We start from the raw sequence: 13,622 nt of genomic DNA, 5'->3' as shown, positions 1-13,622 counted from the left end.
TTAATCTTTAACTATTGTAATAAAGTTTCTTTTTGATATAGTCAGAAACTAACTTCTGCAGTGAAGATAAAATGCTCAAGGGAAGAGTCCACTTTGCCGCCTCCAAGAAACTGAGAAAGCAATCTAGATTGTTTTTTAATTGAGTTAGAAGGTGATGGTTATGAAAGGTTTACCAAGTGCAAAACTCTGGATAAGCAACTCTATTTACATTGGCGATTTTGTCTATTCATCTAGTTTTAGTTATTTAACTTAGACAGAGATTCCTGAATGAAGTTTATATACCCCCTATAAATTAGAATTTTGTCTCAGTGCTCTTGTAACTGATATGAATCAACCGCCACTCAAATTGAGTGGCGTTTTTTTATTACTCTATGAACTTAAAGATGTTTTTGATTTAGTGATATTGTGCCACATTATTTGAGCTGAAATTTTATAGATAGATTGCTTTCTTACAGATGAAATCTGTCTGGAATTTGAAAATATTAAACTCTATAATTCCGCCAATCGATTACGCAACCGTTTACTTTTTCATCTTTGGAATTCGATTATGCTCGAAAAAATTTTTAAGCTCAGTGAACACGGCACAAGTGTAAAAACTGAGATCATTGCCGGTCTAACAACATTCTTGACCATGGCTTACATTATCTTTGTTAATCCGGCAATTTTAGCGGATGCGGGCATGGATCATGGTGCGGTATTTGTAGCGACCTGTTTAGCAGCTGCGATCGGTTGCTTTATCATGGGGTTTGTTGCTAATTACCCTATCGCACAAGCACCGGGTATGGGGCTGAATGCTTTCTTTACTTATGCTGTTGTGCTTGGTATGGGGTACACTTGGCAAGTTGCATTAGCCGCAGTATTTGTGTCTGGTTTACTGTTTATTCTTCTAAGTGTGTTTAAGATTCGTGAGTGGATAATTCATTCTATTCCATTGTCATTACGAACGGGCATCTCTGCGGGTATTGGGCTTTTTCTTGCTTTTATCGCGTTAAAAAATGCTGGCATAGTGGTTGATAATCCAGCTACTTTAGTATCCTTAGGCGCTATTACATCATTGCCTGCGGTATTGGCATCAATAGGCTTTTTCCTAACCATTGCTTTAGTCAATCGTGGCATCAAAGGTGCGGTTATGATTGCTATCTTAGCGGTGACGGGCTTGGGTTTGGCATTTGGTGATGTTCAATGGGCGGGTATTATGTCCACACCGCCGAGTATCGCACCTACTTTTCTGCAACTGGATTTCTCTGCCGTATTTGAAGTGGGTATGATTTCAGTTGTCTTCGCTTTTTTGTTTGTCGACCTATTTGACACCGCTGGTACCTTGGTGGGTGTTACGCAAAAAGCGGGCTTAATGGATAAAGATGGCAAAATCCCTCGTTTAAGCAAAGCGCTGTTGGCTGACTCAACCGCGACGTCTGTTGGGGCTTTGCTTGGAACATCCAACACCACATCTTACATTGAGAGCGTTTCGGGTGTGTCAGCTGGTGGCCGTACGGGCTTAACTGCTGTTGTTGTTGGTATTTTATTCTTACTTGCTTTATTCTTTTCTCCTTTGGCGGGAATGATTCCAGCCTATGCGACGGCTGGTGCGCTATTTTACGTAGCAATCTTGATGCTATCAGGGTTAGCAAATATCGATTGGCAGGATTTAACTGAAGCGGCTCCTGTTGTTGTGACATGTTTATTGATGCCGTTAACTTTCTCAATCGCTGAAGGTATCTCGTTGGGCTTTATTGCTTATGCTGCAATAAAGTTATGCAGCGGAAAAGGTCGAGATGTTTCTCTTAGTGTTTGGGTTATGTCATTAGTCTTTATCATCAAGTACATGGTTGCTTAGCGCTTTTCATACTTGCTAGTCGGAATCCGTCTATGCAGTGGCAAGTTTAATTATTGGGTTATTACAATGACTAAGAAGTTCATTATTACGTGGGATCAAATGCACGCTTACTGCCGGGAACTTGCTGAGAAGCAAATGCCAGCAGAACAGTGGAAAGGGATATGGGCTGTGAGTCGAGGTGGTCTTGTTCCCGGAGCGATTTTAGCTCGTGAATTGGGTATTCGTTATGTCGATACCATTTGCATTTCCAGTTACGATCATGATCACCAACGCGACATGAGTGTTCTCAAAGCGCCTGAAGGTGATGGTGAAGGTTATTTAATCGTAGAAGATCTGGTAGATAGTGGTGATACGGCGCGTAAGTTACGTGAACTTTATCCAAAAGCGAAACTTATTGCAGTTTGTGCCAAACCTTCCGGTGCGCTTTTACTTGATGATTATGTGGTAGATATTGAGCAAGAAACATGGATAGAACAACCTTGGGACATGTCGATTCAGTACATTGAACCAATAAACCGCAAGCAAAAATAATTTGATTAAAACCAGAGTCCTTGTCTTGCTGTGCAAGACACGGAGATAATGGAATCGAATCAGACTAAAATGGCCCCTAGTGGGTCATTTTTGGTTTGTCTTTTCTGCTGCGCTTATTTTGATTTTCAGCTGAATGTGAACTTGTATGTTAAACAGCAAGCCAGATCTGATTTTTAATCCAATCCATGTATACAATACAGAAAACTTAATAACTAGGCCATGTCATGTCTGAAGAAGTGAGCAAAAACCTCTCAGAAACTCTGTTTACCAACCATAAGCAAGCGAAGGAAACCTCTTCGCTTACTCAATATATGCCAAGCAGCCAGAAAATATTAGACGATAAACGTCACAGAGAGGGGGCTAAGTGGTATAGGAATATCAATCGATTGCAATGGGCATGGCAAGGTTTAGATCCGATTGAAGCAGATGAAGTGTTATCCAAGATAGCATCCTCTAAGCATTCAAGAACTTATGATGAATGGCTCGATACTGTGATGGGATATCACAGTGGTAACTGGACCTATGAGTGGACTAAGTTGGGTATGTCACACACCCTTCGCTCTAATGAACTTAAGGGCGAGGAGGCTGCTGATGCACTTTTTAATGCTTCTTTGTGTTTTAGTATTGCTGGCTACCCTCATTTAAAAAACGATAACCTAGCTTCCCAAGCTCAAGTATTGGCGAGTAACGCATATTCTGAAGCGGCAAAAAAGACTCAGTATATAGTTAAGAAATTAGAAATTCCTTATCAGAACAAGCGCATTATTGCTCACTTACACCTCACCAGTACGGATAAGCCTCAACCTGTTGTCATGGTCAGCGCTGGATTAGATAGCCTGCAAACGGATTTGTGGAGACTGTTTCGTAATCATTTAGCGGCGAAAAATATTGCCATGCTGACGGTTGATATGCCGTCTATCGGTCATAATAGCCATTGGAGCCTGACTGAAGACACTTCGTGTTTGCATCAAGCAGTACTTAATGAATTGTTTAATATTCCTTGGGTCGATCACCATAAGGTCGGATTATTGGGCTTTCGTTTCGGTGGTAATGCTATGGTCAGGCTTGCATTTGTGGAGCAAGATAAACTGAAAGCCTGTGTCAGCTTGGGTGCACCGATTCATGATGTGCTGTCCTCGCCTGAGAAGCTGAAAAAAATGCCGAAAATGTATCTTGATATACTGGCCTCTCGACTAGGAAAAAATGCGGTCGATATCAATAGCTTATCCGGTCAGCTAATGGCTTGGTCATTAAAGGTTCAAGGCATACTATCAAGTCGTAAAACCAAAGTGCCTATTTTAGCGATGAGTTTAGAAAATGATCCTGTGTCTCCACATAGTGATAATCGCTTAGTTGCGTTATTTAGCGACTATGGGAAAGCAAAGAAAATTAGTGCGAAAACAATTACACAGGGGTATGAGGAATCACTCGATTTAGCCATCAAGTGGTTGGAGGACGAGCTAATTAGATGACAAATCACATAAATTAGTCAACACTTATATATGGGTAATACCCTAACTAAGTAGTCCTGATTTTTGCTCGTCATAATTACAACAGATATTGAATATGGAGATTCATTATGTCTGAACAGTCGAAGAATCCAACCCATTACCGTTTATTATCTACGCTAAAAGCCATTGGTCCCTATTTACGAGAAGCGCAGTGTGAGCAAGGCAAATACTTGTTTGACTGCCTTTCTGTGTGTGTGAACGACAAAAAATCACCTGAAGAGAGAGAGTTTTGGGGGTGGTGGTTAGAGCTGGAACAAGAGGGAGAGGCGTTCGAAGCAAAATACCGAGTCGGTTTATATGACGCTAAAGGTGATTGGATGGATGAGAAGCTGCCCAAAAAAGCGATAGCGGAAGTTAGCCGCACTCAGGAAGGCTTTCACCAGAAACTTATTGAAACACTGGCAACACAATTTGGCATGACGCTTGATTTTCATAAAGAGTCTGCAGAGTTCGGTTAGATAAGTTCCTGTATATATTTCCTAGACTAAAAAAAGGCGCTGATTAGCGCCTTTTGTGCTTGTTAATTGCTGCGTTGATTGTTAAAACATCTAGTTCAAGAACATCCAGCAATGACATCCATATTCATTGCAAGCGGGTGGACGAAGGTTTTTATTTTTATAGCAGATCGATAATGAATCAAAAATGCGTGAAGGCTACGAGCTGTCAAACCGTAGTTATTAAGCTCGGGACCAGTGTCCTTACTGGCGGTACGTTAGCATTAGATAGAGCTCACATGGTTGAACTGGCAAGGCAGTGCTCAGAGCTTAAGAAGCAAGGCCATTCTGTGGTTATGGTTTCATCAGGTGCAATAGCTGCTGGAAGAGAGCATTTAGGTTACCCAGCACTAGCTAACTCAATGGCAAACAAACAGCTTCTCGCAGCTGTTGGTCAGAGCCAACTTATTCAAACTTGGGAAGCATTGTTTGGCCTCTATAACATTAAAATAGGGCAAATGTTGCTTACTCGTGCAGACTTAGAAGATCGTGAACGTTTCCTTAATGCTCGCGATACTATTAGTGCGTTGGTGGATAACAATATTATTCCTATTGTTAATGAAAACGATGCAGTTGCGACAAGTGAAATTAAAGTGGGTGATAATGATAACCTCTCTGCATTAGTAGGCATTTTGTGTAGTGCCGATAAGCTCTTATTGCTCACTGATCAAAAAGGACTGTTTACTGCTGATCCCCGCAAAGACCCCCAAGCTGAATTGATCAAAGAAGTAAAAACCATTGATGATACCTTGAGAAAGATTGCCGGAGATAGTGGAACTTCATTGGGAACCGGAGGTATGGCTACCAAGCTGCAAGCAGCGGACATTGCTCGTCGTGCTGGAATCGAAGTGATTATTGCAGCAGGCAGTGCACCAAATGTTGTATTTGACTCTCTTAGTGAGCAGCCACAAGGAACTCGTTTTCTGCCAATAGAAGAGGCATTAGAAAGTCGTAAACGTTGGATCTTGGCCGGTCCCTCTGCTTCTGGTGACATCGTAATAGACGATGGTGCAGTAAAAGCAGTGTTGTCGCAAGGAAGTAGCCTATTGGCTAAAGGTGTCACTCGCATCAGTGGTGAGTTCGGACGAGGAGAAGTAGTGAGAATTACTGATCAAAAAGGAGTGCTCATTGCTCGTGGTATTTCGAGCTACTCTAGTCTCGATATGGCTCGCATCATAGGTAAACACAGCAAAGATATTTTAGGGATTTTGGGTTATGACTACGGCAGTGAGGTGCTGCATCGTGATGATATGGTCATAATTCAGGAATAATTGAGGTAATGAGATTGGAACTGATTTCTATAGGTAAGGCTGCAAAGCAAGCTACATTTCAACTAGCTAACGCATCGACAGCACAAAAAAATCATGCTTTGGCGATAATTGCCGATGAATTGGAAGCCAACTGTGCCCGCATTCTTGAAGCCAATGCCAAGGATATTGAGCTTGGGAGAGAGTCGGGGATGAGTGAGGCATTACTTGACCGCCTTTTACTTGATGAAACTCGTTTAGCCTCTATCGCTGATGATGTTCGAAATGTGATAAAGCTTGATGATCCTATCGGGAGCGAAATAGAGAGTAAAGTCCTCGAAAATGGCATGTCGCTGGCTCGCCGCCGAGTACCGCTGGGGGTAGTGGGTGTGATTTATGAAGCGCGCCCAAATGTAACCATAGATATTGCTTCTTTATGTTTAAAAACGGGTAATGCCAGCATCCTTCGGGGTGGTAAAGAGACGTTTTTCTCCAATATGGAGTTGGTCAAGGTTATCCAATCTGCATTGGAGAGGGCTGATCTTCCAGCAGCTTCGGTACAATATATTGAAAAGCCAGATAGGGAGTTAGTTTCTCAGCTTTTAAAGCTCGACGATTATGTTGATATGATTATTCCGCGTGGTGGTGCTGGTTTACACAAAATGTGCAAAGAGAACAGTACGATACCCGTAATAATCGGTGGCTTTGGTATTAGCCATATCTTTGTCGATGAAAGTGCGGACTTGGAAAAGTCAGTTAATGTGATTGAAAATGCAAAAGTTCAACGCCCATCGGCTTGTAACGCACTCGATACTTTGCTGGTTCATCAGGATATAGCCGCCGATTTGCTGATAAAACTGAAAACTCGCATGCAAAACAAAGTAACTTTTGTTGCAGAGCCAGCCGCGAAAGCATTGCTAGGCGATGCAGAAAACGTTCGTGATAGTGCAGAAGGAGACTTTGATACCGAATGGTTAAGTCACACTCTGGGTGTAAAAGTTGTATCAGATATAGCACAAGCGATTGACCATATGCGAGAGCATAATGCCAGTCATTCAGATGCAATCATGACAAATAGCTTAGAAAGTGCAGAGCGATTCATAAACTCTGTCGATTCAGCCGCGGTCTATGTTAATGCATCAACCCGATTCACTGATGGTGCACAATTTGGCCTTGGAGCTGAGGTAGCTGTATCGACGCAGAAACTGCATGCTAGAGGCCCTATGGGACTTGAAGAGCTAACCAGTTATAAATGGGTTGGTAAAGCTAACTATCTAGTACGAGCTTAATTAGTGTTTAATTGATGGTTATATTTTTAGTTGTTTTGTGCTCAACACAGTGCAGCTCAACATTTTGATCATCTTTAGGATAAAAAAGGGGCGATAATGCCCCTTTTACTTTTCTTCACTTTAGCAAATCCGTTACACTAGCAACGATATATTAAAATAGCTTTGTTGATGGAATTAGCTCGTCAATGAAAGGGTATTTCAGTATATTATGGAGGTGATATGCATTGTCCTTTTTGCGCAGAGAATGACACCAAAGTGATCGATTCTCGTTTGGTGGCTGATGGCCATCAAGTTCGTCGTCGCAGGCAGTGTTTAGCCTGTAGTGAGCGTTTTACCACTTTTGAAACCGCTGAGTTGGTAATGCCTCGAGTAATTAAATCAAATGGAAACCGTGAGCCCTTCGATGAAAATAAAATGATTGGTGGGCTTCAGCGTGCGTTAGAAAAGCGTCCCGTGAGTGCAGATTCGGTTGAACTCTCAATAAGTATGATTAAGTCACAACTTCGAGCGACAGGTGAGCGAGAAGTTTCCAGTGAGATGATTGGTAATTTAGTGATGGATCAACTTAAAGAGCTCGACAAAGTTGCTTATATTCGTTTTGCTTCCGTTTATCGAAGTTTTGAAGATATTCGAGAATTCGGTGAAGAAATAGCGCGTCTGGAAGATTGACGGTTAGCAGTATAATGTCTGAATTCTCTTCTCTAGATTATAAAATGATGTCGCGTGCCATTAATTTGGCTAAAGGCGGCATCTATACTACGCCACCCAACCCAAACGTAGGGTGTGTTATTACCCGTGATGACGCCATTGTTGGCGAAGGTTTTCACTATCGTGCAGGCGAACCCCATGCTGAAGTTAATGCACTTAATATGGCAGGGGACAAAGCCGTTGGTTCAACTGTTTATGTCACACTCGAACCTTGCTCTCATTACGGTAGAACCCCTCCTTGTGCATCTGCTTTGATTCAGGCTAGAGTGGCAAAGGTTATTTGTGCGATGGAAGACCCTAATCCCAAAGTTGAAGGCATTAACATGCTTCGAGATGCTGGTATTGAAGTGCAAGTTGGTCTTTTAAAAAGCGATGCAGAGGCTTTGAATCCCGCCTTTATTAAAAGGATGCAAACTGGGCTTCCTTTTGTGCAATTGAAAATGGCAGCCAGCATTGATGGTCAAACCGCTTTATCAAATGGCGAAAGCAAGTGGATTACTTCTGCGCAAGCTCGAAGCGATGTACAGAAATATCGCGCTCAATCTGATGCTATTTTATCAACCAGCAAGACGGTGATTGAGGATAATGCTTCTCTCAATGTGCGTTGGTCTGAGCTACCTGAAACGGTCAAAAGCCAACTTGCCGAGAATGAAGTGCGTCAACCTAAACGAGTTATTTTAGACAGGCAAAACCTGCTTACGTCCGAGCTTAAGCTTTTCTCAACCAAAGGGCCGCGTATTATTGTGTCTCAGCAGGGTGATCTCAGTCCTCATCTTGCTCCTAGTGGTCAAATTGATTTAGTTCCCACATTTGCTGATTTGGCATCAAACTTTGGAATTAATCACCTTTGGGTAGAGGCGGGAGCCACCCTAGCTACCAGCTTAATTAAGCAAGGGATAGTGGATGAGTTAGTGTTGTACTTGTCGCCGAAACTCATGGGCAGTGATGGTAGAGGCTTGCTTGGTGCGCTTGGTTTACAGTCGATGCAAGAAACAATAGAACTTAATTTCCGCGATATAACGCAGATTGGTCCTGATATTCGTATTATTGCTAAAGTAGAAAACAAAGAATCATAGTTATGTTTACAGGAATTATAGAAGCGGTTGGTACATTGACTGCAATCACTCCTCAAGGTGAAGACATTAGTGTAACGGTTGAAGCCGGCAAGCTTGATATGTCTGATGTGAAACTTGGCGATAGTATTGCTACTAACGGGGTTTGCCTGACAGTCGTTGATTGTAGCTCGACCGGCTACACTGCTGATTTATCTTTGGAAACGCTCAATAAAACGGCTTTTACTGACTATCAGGTGGGGAGTAAGGTCAACTTGGAAAAGGCCATGCTACCCACGACTCGATTTGGTGGTCATATCGTCTCTGGACATGTTGATGGCGTAGGGGAAATTGTCGAGCGTAACCAAGTAGGTAGGGCGATCGAATTTTGGGTTTCAATGCCTCAAGAATTGTCTAAATATCTAGCCGAAAAAGGTTCTATTACCGTTGATGGCATTAGCTTAACGGTTAATGCCTTGCGAAAGAATGCGTTTAAGCTGACGATAGTGCCTCATACCGGAGATGAAACGACCATTAAAGACTTTCATGTTGGACGTAAAGTTAATCTAGAAGTTGATGTACTGGCTCGTTATATGGAGCGTCTGTTAACAAGTCAATCCTCACAACCAGAATCACGCTTAACCATGGAGTTTCTCCAGCAAAACGGTTTCGCTTAATGAATAGTTTGCAGTACATGCTGCACTTCTAATAATGATAATAGAGTTCAGAGCCCAAAATACAGGAATCCAGTAATGCCAATTAGTACTCCGCAGGAAATCATAGAAGACATTCGTCTAGGTAAGATGGTTATTTTGATGGATGATGAAGATCGCGAGAATGAAGGCGATCTTATCATGGCGGCAGAGCATGTAACCCCTGAAGCCATAAATTTTATGGCGACTCACGGCAGAGGGCTCATCTGCCTGACCATGACTAAGGAACGCTGTGAGCATTTGGGTCTTCCACCCATGGTTCAGGATAATAATGCCCAGTTTACGACAAACTTTACCGTTTCTATTGAAGCTGCTGAGGGCGTTACCACTGGTATCTCTGCCGCTGACAGAGCCAAAACCGTTCAAGCTGCGGTTGCCATTGATGCCAAAGCTGCTGACTTAGTACAACCAGGGCATATTTTTCCACTTGCGGCACAGGAAGGTGGCGTGCTCACTCGGGCTGGCCATACAGAAGCTGGATGTGATCTTGCGAGGTTAGCAGGGCTTGAGCCAGCAGGAGTGATTGTCGAAATTCTTAACCAAGATGGCACTATGGCTCGTCGTCCTGACTTGGAAGTGTTTGCTGAAAAGCATGCTATTAAGCTTGGGACTATTGCTGATCTTATCGAGTATCGTAATAACACAGAGACGACGATAGAGCGTGTTGCACAGTGTCAATTGCCTACTGAGTATGGTGAGTTTGAATTGGTCACTTATCGAGACACTATTGATAACCAAGTGCATTATGCCCTGTGTAAAGGTGAGATAAGCGAGCATGTACCTCTAGTTCGAGTACATCTTCAAGATACGTTTACAGATTTACTACGCAGTGATAGAAATGTTGAGCGTAGCTGGACTTTAGATAAAGCCATGAAGCGGATTGGCAAAGAAGGTGGTGTGTTAGTCATTCTTGGCAATGAAGAATCGAGCGATCTTCTTATCCATCGCGTGAAAATGTTTGAAGCTCAGGATAAGGGGCAAGCTCCGACTTTGGCCAAAAAGCAAGGTACTTCTCGACGTGTTGGTGTTGGATCGCAGATTTTGGCTGATATCGGTGTTCGCGATATGCGTCTTCTTTCTTCGACAAATAAGAAGTATCACGCACTGGGTGGATTTGGCCTAAATGTAGTTGAGTACGTTTGCGAATAACGCATGAGTTCGTATCACCGTTAATATGATAATCGCCGTTAGCGGTATTTTCTGTGACTGTTTTTCTCATTGAGTAGAGACAAATTTCTATTAGATATTGATCACAGGTTTGTGCTAAAATCCGGCGATTCTCACTTGATGAACATAGTTAAAGGAAAGCTTATGAAAGTGATCGAGGGTGGCTTCCCAGCGCCAAACGCAAAAATTGCTATCGTTATTTCTCGTTTCAACAGTTTTATTAACGAAAGTCTATTGTCTGGTGCAATCGATACTTTAAAGCGTCATGGGCAAGTTAGTGATGACAACATCACTGTCGTACGTTGTCCCGGAGCGGTAGAGCTTCCTTTAGTTGCGCAACGTGTGGCTAAAACGGGTAAGTTTGATGCTATTGTGTCACTAGGTACAGTGATCCGTGGCGGTACGCCTCATTTTGAATATGTTTGCAGTGAGTGTAACAAGGGTTTGGCTCAAGTGTCGTTGGAATATAGCCTTCCAGTTGCATTTGGTGTCTTGACTGTTGATACCATAGACCAAGCTATTGAGCGCGCAGGAACCAAGGCTGGTAATAAAGGTGCAGAGGCTGCACTAAGCGCACTTGAAATGATTAACGTTTTATCTGAAATCGATTCCTAATGGGGGCCAGTGTGAAACCAGCCGCACGTCGTAATGCACGTCGATTCGCTCTGCAAGCGATCTACTCATGGCAAATTACTAAAGAAAATGTTGCCACTATTGAAGAGCAGTTTTTATCTGGTGGTAAGTATGATGAAGAAGAGCATCATGCAGCAGAACCTGCGTTGATAGCGCCAGATACTGATGTCGCATACTTCCGTGATTTATTAACCGGTGTGGTGTTAAGTCACACAGAACTGGACAGTAAAATTCGCCCTTATACGGCTCGTCCAATGCAAGATTTGGATATGATGGAGCTTGCTTTGCTTCGTCTGGCTATGTATGAAATGACTCGTCGTGAAGATGTACCATATAAAGTGGTTATTAATGAAGCTATTGAGTTGGCAAAAGTTTTTGCAGCTGAAGATAGCCACAAATTTGTGAATGGTGTGCTGGATAAAGCAGCACCACATGTTCGTAAAAAGTAGGATAAATAGCCCTAAAAGGTCAGCAAATGCTGACCTTTTTTATATCACACGTTACATTGAATATTATGTTTGGTGAATTTAATCTTATTGAGAAATATTTTGTAGGTCGTCAGTCTCGTCGTAAAGATGTGTTGCTAGCGGCCGGGGATGATTGCGCTCTACTCAAAGTGCCAGAAGGCATGTCTTTGGCGGTCAGCACAGATACACTAGTTGCAGGAACACATTTCCTCAAAGAGGCTAACCCCGCTTGGGTAGCCCACAAAGCTTTGGCTGCAAATATAAGTGATTTAGCGGCTATGGGAGCGACACCGGCTTGGGTATCATTAGCTTTGACTCTACCAAAGCCCAATGAGTCTTGGCTAGCGCCGTTTTGCAATTCTTTTTTTAAGCTTGCAGATTATTTTGATATCCATTTAATTGGCGGAGATACAACCAAAGGCCCGTTGAGTTTAACGCTCACAGTGCAAGGCTTTGTTGACGCAGAAAAGGCACTCCGAAGAGATGGCGCACGAGTTGGTGATTGGATCTATGTGACGGGAGAGTTGGGAGACAGTCAGGCCGGTTTGGATGTAATTCTTAATAAAGAGCTGCGTAATAAACCATTTGCTGAGCAACTTGAACAAGCACACTATTTATCAACTCCGCGCGTTTTGGCAGGGCAAGCGCTTCTAGGGATAGCAAGCTCGGCGATTGATATTTCTGATGGCTTAGCAGCTGATTTGAAACATATTCTTAGGTGCTCTGATGTTGGCGCTCACCTTGAACTTAGCGAGCTTCCCGTTTCTAGTCAATTGATTCAGTTTATCGGCAGCGTGGATAAAGCTCAGCAATACGCACTCACAAGTGGTGAAGAATATGAGTTATGCTTCACAGTCCCGGAGCAGTATAAAGGAGCGATTGACGCTGCGTTAGCACATTGTGGTTGTCAGGTGAGTTGTATTGGACAAATTCGTCCCAAGGGACAGTTTTTGCTATCAAATAAAGGGCAACCTCTTGACTGGCCTCAGCAAGGCTTCGATCATTTTCAATAGAATTAATAGTATGACAAACCCCTTACTTCTTATATCACTTAAAAACCCTTGGCACCTTCTGGCAACTGGATTTGGTAGCGGTTTATCCCCCTATATGCCAGGCACTGTCGGAACACTGGCTGCTATTCCTTTTTACCTTCTGTTAGCTCAACTACCTTTACCTGCTTACATGATTACCCTAGTGGTGGCATCCATAGCCGGAATTAAAATATGCCAAATAACTTCAGATAGTATGGGTGTCCATGATCATGGAGCTATCGTATGGGATGAATTTGTCGGGTTTTGGATTACCATGCTGGTTGTCCCTTTATTTCACCTTTCTGTCACTGACTGGAAGTGGCTATTGACTGGTTTTGCACTGTTTAGATTTTTTGACATGCTAAAGCCATGGCCTATCAACTGGCTGGATAATCATGTCCATGGCGGTTTTGGTATTATGCTTGACGATATTGTCGCTGGTGTTATGGCGTTTGCCTCGCTTTACCTCGTTGGAAGGCTAGCTGGCTGGGTATAATCGCTACTACTTTTTTGAAGGCTTGAACGACAGGGATTAACCCTGTCGTGATTTATTTCAGCTTCTCAAGGTCAGCTTCTATTTCGGCTATTTTGCTTGAAACGACCTTTTCAAGGTGGCGCAGATCTGAAAGGATTTTTTCCTTAGTGTCTACTTTTGCTAGTTTTTGGGGTTTAGTGATGGTATTCAACTCATCAATAATAAGCGTTAGGTTACGATTTATTTCCGTCACTTCCTTATACTTATTGCTTCCTCCATCCACCAACACATTTTTAACTTGTCTCGGGTATTTGAATTTGACGCTTTTTGCGAATAGTTCGCCTTTTTGCTTACGAAAGTAAATTTTTAATACGTCTTTGTGTGCCTCTTGCCTGAGGGAGTAACGTTCAATTTGTTTAGGTTCTTGAATTCCTAACGCTGTGAGGTGTTGAAACATAGGCGACCTC

The 13,622-nt window shown here is 42.7% G+C and carries 15 protein-coding genes; 14 read left to right on the top strand and 1 reads right to left on the bottom strand.

Annotated elements, in window-relative coordinates:
- Positions 1–547: 547 nt before the first annotated feature.
- The 14 genes from FIV01_RS11225 to pgpA all read left to right on the top strand — a co-directional run bounded on the left by FIV01_RS11225 (position 548) and on the right by pgpA (position 13,176).
- Positions 548–1,837, top strand: a complete 1,290-nt coding sequence (locus tag FIV01_RS11225; protein WP_152431076.1) for an NCS2 family permease — start codon at positions 548–550, stop codon at positions 1,835–1,837.
- Between the two features lie 66 nt (positions 1,838–1,903).
- Complete coding sequence (gene gpt / locus FIV01_RS11220; protein ID WP_152431075.1) at positions 1,904–2,368, top strand: xanthine phosphoribosyltransferase; 465 nt, start codon at positions 1,904–1,906, stop codon at positions 2,366–2,368.
- A gap of 224 nt (positions 2,369–2,592) precedes the next feature.
- Positions 2,593–3,840 (top strand): esterase FrsA, encoded by a 1,248-nt coding sequence (gene frsA / locus FIV01_RS11215; RefSeq protein WP_152431074.1) that lies wholly within the window; start codon positions 2,593–2,595, stop codon positions 3,838–3,840.
- A 107-nt stretch (positions 3,841–3,947) separates the two neighbouring features.
- Entirely contained in the window at positions 3,948–4,337 is a 390-nt protein-coding gene (gene crl, locus FIV01_RS11210; RefSeq protein WP_152431073.1) for a sigma factor-binding protein Crl, read from the top strand.
- 173 nt (positions 4,338–4,510) lie between these two features.
- On the top strand, positions 4,511–5,644 hold the full coding sequence (gene proB, locus FIV01_RS11205; protein WP_152431072.1) for a glutamate 5-kinase: 1,134 nt from the start codon (positions 4,511–4,513) through the stop codon (positions 5,642–5,644).
- Between the two features lie 14 nt (positions 5,645–5,658).
- On the top strand, positions 5,659–6,909 hold the full coding sequence (locus FIV01_RS11200; protein ID WP_152431071.1) for a glutamate-5-semialdehyde dehydrogenase: 1,251 nt from the start codon (positions 5,659–5,661) through the stop codon (positions 6,907–6,909).
- Positions 6,910–7,128: 219 nt separating this feature from the next.
- Complete coding sequence (gene nrdR / locus FIV01_RS11195) at positions 7,129–7,578, top strand: transcriptional regulator NrdR (RefSeq protein WP_114785212.1); 450 nt, start codon at positions 7,129–7,131, stop codon at positions 7,576–7,578.
- A gap of 14 nt (positions 7,579–7,592) precedes the next feature.
- Positions 7,593–8,693 (top strand): bifunctional diaminohydroxyphosphoribosylaminopyrimidine deaminase/5-amino-6-(5-phosphoribosylamino)uracil reductase RibD, encoded by a 1,101-nt coding sequence (ribD, locus tag FIV01_RS11190; protein ID WP_152431070.1) that lies wholly within the window; start codon positions 7,593–7,595, stop codon positions 8,691–8,693.
- Between the two features lie 2 nt (positions 8,694–8,695).
- On the top strand, positions 8,696–9,346 hold the full coding sequence (locus tag FIV01_RS11185) for a riboflavin synthase (protein ID WP_152431069.1): 651 nt from the start codon (positions 8,696–8,698) through the stop codon (positions 9,344–9,346).
- Between the two features lie 75 nt (positions 9,347–9,421).
- Positions 9,422–10,531 carry a bifunctional 3,4-dihydroxy-2-butanone-4-phosphate synthase/GTP cyclohydrolase II gene (gene ribBA, locus FIV01_RS11180; protein WP_152431068.1) on the top strand — a complete coding sequence of 370 codons (1,110 nt, stop codon included), beginning with the start codon at positions 9,422–9,424 and terminating at the stop codon, positions 10,529–10,531.
- 162 nt (positions 10,532–10,693) lie between these two features.
- Positions 10,694–11,164, top strand: coding sequence for a 6,7-dimethyl-8-ribityllumazine synthase (ribH, locus tag FIV01_RS11175; protein WP_152431067.1), 471 nt, complete (start codon positions 10,694–10,696; stop codon positions 11,162–11,164).
- Positions 11,164–11,631 (top strand): transcription antitermination factor NusB, encoded by a 468-nt coding sequence (gene nusB, locus FIV01_RS11170; protein WP_152431066.1) that lies wholly within the window; start codon positions 11,164–11,166, stop codon positions 11,629–11,631. Before ribH ends, nusB begins: the two co-directional genes overlap by 1 nt.
- 65 nt (positions 11,632–11,696) lie before the next feature.
- Entirely contained in the window at positions 11,697–12,662 is a 966-nt protein-coding gene (gene thiL, locus FIV01_RS11165) for a thiamine-phosphate kinase (RefSeq protein ID WP_152431720.1), read from the top strand.
- A 10-nt stretch (positions 12,663–12,672) separates the two neighbouring features.
- Entirely contained in the window at positions 12,673–13,176 is a 504-nt protein-coding gene (gene pgpA, locus FIV01_RS11160; RefSeq protein ID WP_152431065.1) for a phosphatidylglycerophosphatase A, read from the top strand.
- Between the two features lie 52 nt (positions 13,177–13,228).
- On the opposite strand, the gene FIV01_RS11155 is transcribed toward pgpA, so the two are convergent.
- Complete coding sequence (locus tag FIV01_RS11155; RefSeq protein ID WP_152431064.1) at positions 13,229–13,612, bottom strand: DUF3461 family protein; 384 nt, start codon at positions 13,610–13,612, stop codon at positions 13,229–13,231.
- Positions 13,613–13,622: the final 10 nt, after the last annotated feature.

This window comes from Vibrio aquimaris (genome assembly GCF_009363415.1).
Taxonomy (GTDB): domain Bacteria; phylum Pseudomonadota; class Gammaproteobacteria; order Enterobacterales; family Vibrionaceae; genus Vibrio; species Vibrio aquimaris.
The sequence above is the reverse complement of the archived record's forward strand: the minus strand, read 5'-3'. Positions and strand labels throughout refer to the sequence as shown.

What these genes read in the sequence shown, in the direction of transcription:
- FIV01_RS11225 (WP_152431076.1), top strand. Translation starts at nt 548, where the DNA reads ATGCTCGAAAAAATTTTTAAGCTCAGTGAACACGGCACAAGTGTAAAA.
- gpt (WP_152431075.1), top strand. Translation starts at nt 1,904, where the DNA reads ATGACTAAGAAGTTCATTATTACGTGGGATCAAATGCACGCTTACTGC.
- frsA (WP_152431074.1), top strand. Translation starts at nt 2,593, where the DNA reads ATGTCTGAAGAAGTGAGCAAAAACCTCTCAGAAACTCTGTTTACCAAC.
- crl (WP_152431073.1), top strand. Translation starts at nt 3,948, where the DNA reads ATGTCTGAACAGTCGAAGAATCCAACCCATTACCGTTTATTATCTACG.
- proB (WP_152431072.1), top strand. Translation starts at nt 4,511, where the DNA reads ATGAATCAAAAATGCGTGAAGGCTACGAGCTGTCAAACCGTAGTTATT.
- nrdR (WP_114785212.1), top strand. Translation starts at nt 7,129, where the DNA reads ATGCATTGTCCTTTTTGCGCAGAGAATGACACCAAAGTGATCGATTCT.
- ribD (WP_152431070.1), top strand. Translation starts at nt 7,593, where the DNA reads ATGTCTGAATTCTCTTCTCTAGATTATAAAATGATGTCGCGTGCCATT.
- FIV01_RS11185 (WP_152431069.1), top strand. Translation starts at nt 8,696, where the DNA reads ATGTTTACAGGAATTATAGAAGCGGTTGGTACATTGACTGCAATCACT.
- ribBA (WP_152431068.1), top strand. Translation starts at nt 9,422, where the DNA reads ATGCCAATTAGTACTCCGCAGGAAATCATAGAAGACATTCGTCTAGGT.
- ribH (WP_152431067.1), top strand. Translation starts at nt 10,694, where the DNA reads ATGAAAGTGATCGAGGGTGGCTTCCCAGCGCCAAACGCAAAAATTGCT.
- nusB (WP_152431066.1), top strand. Translation starts at nt 11,164, where the DNA reads ATGGGGGCCAGTGTGAAACCAGCCGCACGTCGTAATGCACGTCGATTC.
- thiL (WP_152431720.1), top strand. Translation starts at nt 11,697, where the DNA reads ATGTTTGGTGAATTTAATCTTATTGAGAAATATTTTGTAGGTCGTCAG.
- pgpA (WP_152431065.1), top strand. Translation starts at nt 12,673, where the DNA reads ATGACAAACCCCTTACTTCTTATATCACTTAAAAACCCTTGGCACCTT.
- FIV01_RS11155 (WP_152431064.1), bottom strand. Translation starts at nt 13,612, where the DNA reads ATGTTTCAACACCTCACAGCGTTAGGAATTCAAGAACCTAAACAAATT.